The organism is Allosphingosinicella sp. (assembly GCF_036387215.1).
Classification (GTDB): domain Bacteria; phylum Pseudomonadota; class Alphaproteobacteria; order Sphingomonadales; family Sphingomonadaceae; genus Allosphingosinicella.
On record NZ_DASVUE010000360.1, the window covers coordinates 1 to 8892 of the forward strand.

11 protein-coding genes are annotated in these 8892 nt (G+C 67.4%); 5 read left to right on the forward strand and 6 right to left on the reverse strand.

The features are described from left to right. Window positions 1–2054 (forward strand): TonB-dependent receptor domain-containing protein (locus VF662_RS14315; RefSeq protein WP_464142448.1); only part of this gene is annotated, 2054 nt, incomplete at its 5' end. 37 nt (window positions 2055–2091) lie between these two features. On the opposite strand, the gene VF662_RS14320 is transcribed toward VF662_RS14315, so the two are convergent. Next, window positions 2092–2643, reverse strand: a complete 552-nt coding sequence (locus VF662_RS14320; RefSeq protein ID WP_464142450.1) for a hypothetical protein — start codon at window positions 2641–2643, stop codon at window positions 2092–2094. Between the two features lie 293 nt (window positions 2644–2936). On the opposite strand from VF662_RS14320, the gene VF662_RS14325 reads away from it, so the two are divergent. After that, complete coding sequence (locus tag VF662_RS14325; RefSeq protein ID WP_464142452.1) at window positions 2937–3476, forward strand: DUF7010 family protein; 540 nt, start codon at window positions 2937–2939, stop codon at window positions 3474–3476. Window positions 3477–3489: 13 nt separating this feature from the next. Here VF662_RS14325 and VF662_RS14330 read toward each other — a convergent pair whose 3' ends face one another. The 3 genes from VF662_RS14330 to VF662_RS14340 all read right to left on the reverse strand — a co-directional run bounded on the left by VF662_RS14330 (window position 3490) and on the right by VF662_RS14340 (window position 5066). Next, a complete protein-coding gene (locus tag VF662_RS14330) occupies window positions 3490–3948 on the reverse strand; it encodes a tRNA (cytidine(34)-2'-O)-methyltransferase (RefSeq protein ID WP_464142455.1) in 459 nt (152 codons plus the stop codon). Between the two features lie 98 nt (window positions 3949–4046). Then, window positions 4047–4463 (reverse strand): hypothetical protein, encoded by a 417-nt coding sequence (locus VF662_RS14335; RefSeq protein WP_464142457.1) that lies wholly within the window; start codon window positions 4461–4463, stop codon window positions 4047–4049. Window positions 4464–4511: 48 nt separating this feature from the next. Next, window positions 4512–5066, reverse strand: coding sequence for a hypothetical protein (locus tag VF662_RS14340; protein WP_464142459.1), 555 nt, complete (start codon window positions 5064–5066; stop codon window positions 4512–4514). Window positions 5067–5222: 156 nt separating this feature from the next. On the opposite strand from VF662_RS14340, the gene VF662_RS14345 reads away from it, so the two are divergent. From VF662_RS14345 to VF662_RS14355, 3 genes are all read left to right on the forward strand, one after another. Then, window positions 5223–5879, forward strand: a complete 657-nt coding sequence (locus tag VF662_RS14345) for a glutathione S-transferase family protein (RefSeq protein WP_464142461.1) — start codon at window positions 5223–5225, stop codon at window positions 5877–5879. Between the two features lie 197 nt (window positions 5880–6076). Then, window positions 6077–6295 carry a hypothetical protein gene (locus VF662_RS14350; protein ID WP_464142463.1) on the forward strand — a complete coding sequence of 73 codons (219 nt, stop codon included), beginning with the start codon at window positions 6077–6079 and terminating at the stop codon, window positions 6293–6295. Between the two features lie 146 nt (window positions 6296–6441). Further along, window positions 6442–7893 (forward strand): AMP-binding protein, encoded by a 1452-nt coding sequence (locus VF662_RS14355; protein WP_464142465.1) that lies wholly within the window; start codon window positions 6442–6444, stop codon window positions 7891–7893. A 9-nt stretch (window positions 7894–7902) separates the two neighbouring features. On the opposite strand, the gene VF662_RS14360 is transcribed toward VF662_RS14355, so the two are convergent. Further along, window positions 7903–8304, reverse strand: coding sequence for a protease inhibitor I42 family protein (locus VF662_RS14360; protein WP_464142467.1), 402 nt, complete (start codon window positions 8302–8304; stop codon window positions 7903–7905). Between the two features lie 39 nt (window positions 8305–8343). Next, the gene (locus VF662_RS14365) at window positions 8344–8670 is read right to left on the reverse strand and encodes a hypothetical protein (RefSeq protein ID WP_464142469.1); all 327 of its coding nucleotides are present in this window, start codon (window positions 8668–8670) and stop codon (window positions 8344–8346) included. Window positions 8671–8892: the final 222 nt, after the last annotated feature.

An 8892-nucleotide genomic window follows, 5' to 3' on the forward strand; every position in this document is an offset into this window, starting at 1 on the left:
TGGTGGTCACCGGCACGCGATCGGAGGTGGTGGGATCGTCCGACCGCACGAGCTTCAACATCGCGAACGATCTGCAGGTGCAGACCGGTACCGTCGCCGATGCGCTCCGCGCCGTCCCCGGCGTCGAAGTCGATCTCCAGGGCCGGGTCAGCCTTCGCGGCGACCCAGGAGTCACGATCCTGATCGACGGCCGCCCTTCGGCGATGCTCCGGGGCGAGAATCGCGGCGACGTGCTGCTGTCCATGCCCGCGGGAAATATCGAGCGCGTCGAGGTGATCACCAATCCGTCGGCCGCGATGAGCCCGGAAGGATCGGGCGGAGTCATCAACCTCGTCTCGAAGCAGGTGCGCAAGGACAGCCGCTACGGCTCGGTCCGCGCCACCGTGGGCGGCGAAGGCCGCGGCGCATTGAGCCTCAGCGGGACGCATTCGGGCGGCGGCCTCACCGTTTCCGGCGATCTCGGCTTTCGCAGGATGACGGGCGATGCGAGCGGCACCCAGGACCGCGTGCGGCTGAACCCGGCGGGGGGCACGGTCACCAGCCGGCAGGAAACCGAGCTCGAAACCGCCAATTTCGGCGGGATGGCGCGCGTGGGCGTGGATTACGACCTCGACAAGGCGAACCGCCTCAGCACCGAGCTCAGCTATCGCGCCATTTCGGGCGACATCGACCGGACGGACGCGTTCGTCAGCTCCATCCCCGCCGCGTCCTACAACCGGGTGTCCGACCTCGACCTCTACCAGCGCAGCGCCAGCGGCCGCGTCTCCTGGCGCCGGACGCTGCCCGGCAAGGAGCATGAATTCGTCGCCGATCTCGAGGTGGAGAAAGGCAAGCTCCGGCGCGAGCTGGAAGCCGTCACCGATTTCGCGGCCGCGCCCGATTCCTACGAGCGCATCCGCAACGCCGGCGGGCGCGCCGACTACAACCTCAAGCTCGATTACAAGCGGCCGATGGGCGAGGATGCGTCGCTGAACCTCGGCTATCAGGCGAACCGCACCGAAAGCGATTTCGAAAATGCCGGCGCCCGCGGCCCGGGCTTCGGCGCGCTCGTCCCGGTCGCCGGCCTCACCAACGACTTCGACTACGACCAGACTGTCCACGCCTGGTTCGGCACCTACCGCTTCCAGACCGGCAAGCTCGAGACCCAGCTCGGCCTCCGCCTCGAGCAGGTGGAGACATTGCTCAACCAGATCACGGACCAGGTGGTCGTCCGCAACGATTATTTCCGGGCCTATCCGACGCTTCACCTCGGCTACCAGCTCAGCAAGACCGAGCAGCTTCGCGGCAGCTACAGCCGGCGGATCCAGCGGCCCTCGCCGCAGGACCTCAATCCCTACACCATCTACATCGACCCTCAGAACGTCCGCCGCGGCAACCCCTTCCTCCGCCCCGAGGTCACCGATTCCTTCGAGCTCGCGCTTCAGCACCGGAAGGCCGGGACTTTCTATTCGCTCACCGGCTTCTACCGCCGTTCGCGCGGCGGGGTGACCGACATCGTCAGCGACATCGGCGGCGGCGTCTTCCTCACCACCCGCGACAATCTCGCCACCGCCGAGCGGGTAGGCGTCGAGCTCGTCGCCAACGGCAAGCTTTCGAAGACGCTCTCCTACAACGCCTTCGGCAGCCTCCTATGGCAGGAGATCGACAGCCGCCAGGCCGGCGGCTTCGGCCCCCGCTCCGGCACCACCGGCACTGCGCGCGTCAACTTGAGCTGGCAGCCCACGCCGAAGGACTTCTTCCAGCTGAACGCAGTCTATGCGGGCAAGCAGATCCTCCCGCAGGGCTATCGCCGCTCGGGCGCGATCCTGAACCTTGGCTACCGCCGCAAGGTGAACGAGAAATTGAGCTTCCTCGTCACCGGCCAGGACGTGCTGGACAGCGCCAGGCAGGTGTCGGTCTTCGAGACGCCGACGCTCCGCGACCGCTTCGTGCAGCGCGGGACGGGGCGGATGGTGCTCTTCGGCCTCGCCTACAATCTCGGCACCGCCACCGGAAAGCGGCGGCAGGAACCCGGCTTCGAATTCCAGCAGGGCGGCGGCGACACGCCGCAGTGAGGGCGAGGAGAAGGGGCCTCTGCCCCGTCCGGGCGGATCACCGGCGCCAGGGCGGCGCGGCAGCGGCCGGATGCCAGCAGGGCTCCAGGGCCTCTACAAGCCGTGTCGCCCAGGCAGCAGCACTTCCTTTTTCGATTGCCCCCGAATAGGTCGATCTTCCGGTCGAGGTCCTGAAGGTCACTTCGACCGAATCCGCATGAAATGGTGGGGGTGCGGGAACACCGGTTTTCATCTTGGGGGCGTGAATCTCTTCAGCTACCCAGATGATCTTGTCGGCGTCGCCCACGACCGCCGATGCTGCGGGGCATTGCGCCAAATCGGCTTCCAGCCATTCCATCGATGCGCGTTCAAGCTCTGCGGCAACCGCTTCCCGAGTGGTCGCGCGCGCCTGGATCATTCGCATCCCCAGCTTGAAGCCGCGCATCCTCGGCCGCGGCTGGTCTGGAGGGGCAGGCGCGCGCACCATCCGGACCGTGCGCCGCCTGTGGCAGTCGCGTGTGACGGGTTGATGCTTCAAACAGCCCTGGCGGATTGCGAGCCCATATACCGGCCAGCTTTCGCTGTCGCCCCAGTAGACGATGGTAATCATATTCTCGCCAAACCTTTCCCCTGCAAAGAAGCGGCCGGGGTCGAATGCGGTTTCGAACAGCAGCTCGTGAGTGCGGACGATCGTCTCGACGGGAGAAGCCACGGACGCTTCGCCTTTCACCTGTGCGACGGCCGGCGGTGGCGAGGCAGCCTGCAGCAGCAGTGCGGCAGCTGCGGGAATGGAAGCGACATGTCTCACCTGCACAGATTGCTCCTCGAGAGCGATTTCCGCAACGGGTGGAAAGCGCGCGCCGAACGGCTCATGATGCGCCCGCCGATCAAGGGGGGAGCAGAATGACCATTACCGACGCGCAGCGCGATATCAGCCGGGCCTATCTGGGCGGCGGGCCCGGAGTTTTCGTCTCCGCTTTGGCCTGGTTCGCGGCGGCACTGGTGGAGCAAAGCCGGGGCGTCGGCACTGCCTTCATCGTCCTGTTCTTCGCGGGAATGCTGATCTACCCGCTCTCGACGGCAATCTCGCGGCTCGTGTTCCGGCGGGAGAAGGAGGCGCCGGACAATCCGCTCGGGCTGCTGGCGCTCGAAAGCACGATCGCGATGATCGGCGGCCTGTTCGCCGCCTGGCTCTTCCTCCGCTTCGAGCCCTCCTACGTCTTCCCGCTCGCCGCGATCGCCGTCGGCACCCATTATGCCGTCTTCAAGACGATCTACGGGGACCGCCTCTTCTGGCTGCTGGGAGCGCTCATCACGCTCGTCGGGCTGCTCAGCATCTACGACGCGGTACCGATCCCGGGCGGCCCGATCCTCGCGGTCGGCGCGATCGAGCTCCTGTTCGCGCTTTACCTGACGATGCGGGCGCGGCGGGCGAAGGGCTGAAGCGGATGCGCCGCTAGCCGGCGGACCGGGGCCACCCCTCGGTCTGCCGGAGCGCCTCGGCGAGGCCGATCCCGGCTGCGACCGCAATGTTCAGCGAACGCGTGCCCTCGACCTGCGGGATCCGGACCCTGAGATCCGCCCGCTTATGCACTTCCCCGGGCGCGCCGCGGCTTTCGGAGCCGAACAGCAGGGTGTCTCCGGGCTCGAACCGGGCGGAGGGGAGGGGTTCGGCGCCCGCGGTCGTGAACAGCACCAGCCGGCCCTCGATCCGTTCCTCGAACGCCTCCCACCCGGCGTGGCGGGTGACGGCGGCGATCTCGGCATAGTCCATCCCCGCCCGCTTCAGCGCCCTGTCGCCCCAGGGAAAGCCGCACGGCTCGATCACGTCCACCGGCGTCCCGAGGCACGCCGCAAGCCGGAGGATCGTGCCGACGTTCCCCGCCTGATCGGGCTCGTAAAGTGCAATGCGCATGGCGGGCCGTCATTGCTGCGAGCGCGGCGGCGAAGCAATCCATGCGGCACGCCAGGGCTCCGACTTTGGCCCATCGCGCTTCACGATCGGGACCTCTTTCAGCGAGGCGCGCCGACGCTGCAGGCGCTCGGCGGAAGATTGCCGCATAGATCGGATCTTACCCGCTCGTGCTCGGCCGAGTTCGAGTAAGCGGCCGCGGCGAAGGCGATCAGGACGAATGCCGGGATCAGAGCGACGATTAAGGCCAGCTTCCGCAGCCCGCGCCGGTTCGAACAGGCTATGGCGGCAAAGCCGGCGGCGACGAGGAGGAGCGGAATGCCGAGCAGGGCCGCCCGGAAAAGCCACTCGCTCCAGCCGGCGGCTCCGAACGGGTTGCCGTGTCCGCCGCCAAGGAACACCAGAGCGACATAGGCCAGGGGAAAGGCGGCTGCGATCGACGTAACGCCGAGCGCGATCAGCGGCAGGCGCAGCGCAAGCCCGAACTTCGGAGGTGCTTCGGAGTCCCCGGCTTCCATCGCGAGGCTTTGTGCACCTGGTCCCGACCGGCTGCAATGCGCAGGTTCTTATGGCTTCACGCCCTCTGCAACCGGGGCGCGCGCTGCCGTTCGGAAGAGGGCGGCGGAGAGGAGCCAGGGGAGGGCGAAGAGGGCGGAGAGGATGCCGCCGCGAGGGTCTGCCGGGAGGCCCATCATGGCGGCCAGGAACTGCACCGCCGCGGCGGCGGCCATGGCTCGCGCCATTCCCCGGCAGCGGAAGCTGGCGAGTGCGGACCCCAGGATCGCGAGCACGAGCACGCCCGCGAACAGGAGGTTGTAGCTATTGTCTTCGGAGCCGATCATCCCGACCGCCAGGTTGACCCAGATCGTGAGGAAGCTGGCGAGGATCGCAACGATCGCTCCGGCGCGGTAGAAACGATCCGAGGAGCGGCTGACCGCAAGCTCGATGCCGCCGCCCACCATTGCGAACAGCAGGCCCATCAGGACGAAGTCGCCGCCGCTCCAATCCACCTCGCGCGTGAACTGCATCGCCACCGCCGGCAGCGCCAGCAAGGCACAGGCGGCGCCCCAAAAGACGATCCGCCAGCGACTTCCGAAACCCCGATGCTCCACCTCAACCATTGTCCGTCTCCAATTCCCAAAGCGTCAGGTTGCGCTGTCGCACGCCGGCTTGCAGCACTGATCCGGGCGATGTGGAGAATCGGTGCAGGGCGGACATTGCTTCGCGGCGCCTTAGGAGGGATTGTCCTTCCTCTCACCGCCCAACCGGAGCCGACCATGATCCCGATCATCACCGCCTTCGAAGCCTCGCCGGACCGGGGCAGGGGCCTTGCGCGCGACATGCCGGTCCGCTGGGCGCTCGAAGAGGTGGGCCAGCCCTACGACGTCCGGCTCGTCTCGTTCGCCCGGATGAAGGAGCCCGCGCACCGCGCGCTCAATCCGTTCGGGCAGATCCCCACCTATGAGCAAGGCGATCTGGGGCTGTTCGAATCGGGAGCGATCGTGCTGCGGATCGCGGAGCGGAATGCCGGCCTGCTGCCGGACGAAGGGGATGCCCGGTCGCGCGCGATCATGTGGATGTTCGCGGCGTTGACGACGATGCAGGCGCCGATCGTCGAATTCGGGATGGCGGCGATATTCGAGCGCGACAAGCCCTGGTACGAAGAGCGCCTGCCGATGCTTCGGGATCGGGTCCGGGTCCGGCTCGGCGAGCTTTCCGAACGGCTCAGCGATGCCGAATGGCTGGAGGGCGCCTTCAGCGCCGGCGACCTGTTGATGGTGACGGTGCTTCGGAGGCTCGGCGGAACGGGGGCGGTGGAAGAGTTTCCGAACCTCGCCGCCTATACCGCGCGAGGCGGAGCTCGGCCCGCCTACAAGCGCGCGTTCGAGGACCAGCTGGCGGTCTTCAAGGCCAGCCAGGAGCAGCAGGCATAGGCTCTGTCCGGCTCTGCCGGTGCAGCCGTACGGAGTGGCCGGTCGCGCCTTCGCGCAATCAGGTTTTCATCAGGCATTGTCCCATTCGTGGACGGCTAATTTTGGCCGGTTGCGGCCCCCCGAAACTCTTGTCAGCAACGGTTCGACCGCTCCTGCAACCCAATAGTGGCGGCCTATGCTTGAACAGGAGAAACAACATGCGTGATCTTTTCGAAACCGAACTGAAGTATGTCAGCGGCGCCGGCAGCTCGCCTTCGGCTCCCTCGGGCTGCGGCTGCTCGCCGTGCCCGCCGACCAAGACCAAGAACAACAACGGCTACGGCAACGGCGCCGAGTCCGGCCCGGCGCCGGGCAATTCCGGTTCGCGCAACCCGCAGCTGCTGACCCAGAATTCGGGTCCGCGCGGCGTTCGCTAAGCACTCGCTTCAGACTGCAGAAACGCCTCGGCCGGAAACGGCCGGGGCGTTTTTGCGTGCGCGAGACCTCCTGCGGCGGACATCTTGATCGGAGGCCGGAACGCCGCCATTCGGCGGAAACAGTTTCCTGGAGACCCAGCGCGCCCATGATCTACGACAATATCCTCAAGTGGGCCGAGCAGACGCCCGAGCGGCCGGCGGTCACGAAGGGCGGCCGCGATCTGTCCTATGGCGCCTTTGCGCAGGCGATCGAGGCGGCGAGGCGCGACTTTGCCGGGAGGGGCCTTACCGGCGAAGGCGTGGTCGTGCTTGCGATCGGCGAGATCGCCTGGTCCTGGGTGTGCAGCCTCGCGCTTCGAAGCCTCGGGCTGACGACGATCGCGATCCGCTCGGCGGCAAGCGTCGGCGAGCTCCCGCTCCCGAACGTCCGCTGCGTTGTGACGATGCCGTCGGAAGACTGGCCGGGCCTTCCCCAACGGTGCGCGGAAGCGGGCTATTCGCTGCTGTCGCTGATGCCCGGGCAGGGAGCGGCCGGCACCGCCGATGCTCCCCGGCTTCGCGACGGCGGGCACATTCTCACCACGTCCGGAACCACGGGCACTTCGAAGATGGTGCTCTACGATGCGGCCGCCGAGGCGGGCGCGATGAGATGGCTGTCGAAGTTCGACGGCGACACGATGTACCACATATTCGATTTCGGCGCCTGGACCGCAGCTGCTTTCCTTGGCCCGTCGGCCGTCTGGCAGGCGGGTGGGGGAGTGATCGTCAGCGGCGGCACGGAGGTTCACGAAGCCCTTCGTCACCCGGGCGGGACCGACGCGATCATGCTTCCGCACCTCCTCAGCCGAATCCTGGCCGCGCCGGAGGGGTCCTTTCCGTGCAACGAGAAGCTGTGCCTGTACCTGAGCGGCGGCACCGTGACGATGACTCAGCTCGAGGAGGCGAAGCGCCGGATCACACCGACCGTGATCAACCGGCTGGCATCGACCGAAGTGGGCGGGATCGCCTCGACGCTGCTCGAGAGCCCGGAGGATCACAAATGGCATCGGCTTGTGCCCGAGCGGGGGGTGGAGATCGTCGATGACGACGATGCACCGGTGCCGGTCGGCCAGGTGGGGCAGATGCGGATCCCGACGTTCGACGGGCCTTCGGGCTATTACAACGATCCGGACGCCACGCGCCGGTTCTTCCGGCACGGATACTTCTACTCGGGCGACCTGGCGGTGGCACGCGAGGACGGCAGGATCGCGCTTCAGGGACGAGTGACGGAAGTGCTCAATGTCCAGGGCTCGAAGATCCCGCCGGCGCCGATCGAGGAGCAGATCCGGGAGGAGTTCGGCTTCTCCGCGGTCTGCCTGTTTTCGACTCAGGACGACCAGGGCGAGGAGCAGGTCTTTGCGGTCGTCGAATCGGAGAAGGCTCCGGTCCATCCCATCCAGCTGCGGATCGGCGGCCGGGTGGAGGAGGTCGAGCTCAAGGTCTGCCACATGCCGGCGATGCCGCGGACGAGCACCGGCAAGGTGATCCGCGAGGAGGTGCGAAGGCAGGCGCTGGCCCGGTTCGAGCCGGAGCTTGTGGGAGCCTCTGCGGCAGGCTGAGCAGCCGGATCAGCGGACCCGCACGGAAAGGCGGAAGCTTCGATCGGCGCGCGCCTTCCTGTCCCACGGCTGGCGGTAGACGAGGCGCAGCGTGCCGCGTCCGGCCGAGCGTGCGGCGAAGGTGAATTCCTGGGTTCCGCCGGCTCCGGCGATGGGCGGCCCGCCCCGCGGCGCGGAGGGAGCAAGGTAGCCGCCGCCGGTGCGCTTCAGGATGCGGGGAAGCTCCGCCACTTCCCAGGAATAGCCGGTCGTCCCGTTGCTCTCGAGGCGGAGCCGTAGCGTCTCGCCGCGGCTGAGGACGATCTGCCGCCCGTTGGCGCCTTCCGTGAGGGTGCGGGCGGGTTCCCTGGCGGCCACTGAGGCGGGCGCTGCAAGGAAAGGCAAAGCGAGTGCGGCGAGGAGGAGCTTCATCCGTTGAGTGAAGCCGAAGCGGGTGAGCCCGTCAACGGGTTAGGGGAGCGCGCTCAGCAGGTCCTCGAGCTCGGAATGGACCTTGATGTGCCGCGCCAGCTGCTCGGAATAAGCAGCGGCGAGATAGCGGTGGGCGTTGGCGGCGGCGGGCGTAGGCGCCTGCTGCGCGAGCCGGGCTTCCTCGAGCGCCCGCCGGCTGAAGAATTCGAACTCGCTCTCGCCGACAAAAGGGGCCGGGCCGAGTTCCTCTTCCGGCTCCGCGGGGGCGGTTCCGAGAGCCGTTTCGAAGTCGTGATGGTGGCAGCCCATGATCAGCGCTCCGGCGCGATTTGCGGCTGTTCGAATGGCGGCATCAGGCGACTTCACTCCTCGCGCCGGCACGGCGCTCGTCAGTTCACCCCCACGCTTTCCGCCTAGCGGGTGCCGGGTTAACGTTTTCCTACCCGAAGCCCTGCCGATGCCCGCAGGCGGTCACGTTTTGCGGCCCTCTGTGCCGCCCCGGGACGGCGCTTCCGTTAACCCTGATAGCGTCTTGATGCGTTGGTAAAGAGGCCGTTAACCGGTGGCCATGAACCGCCTCTCGCCGCT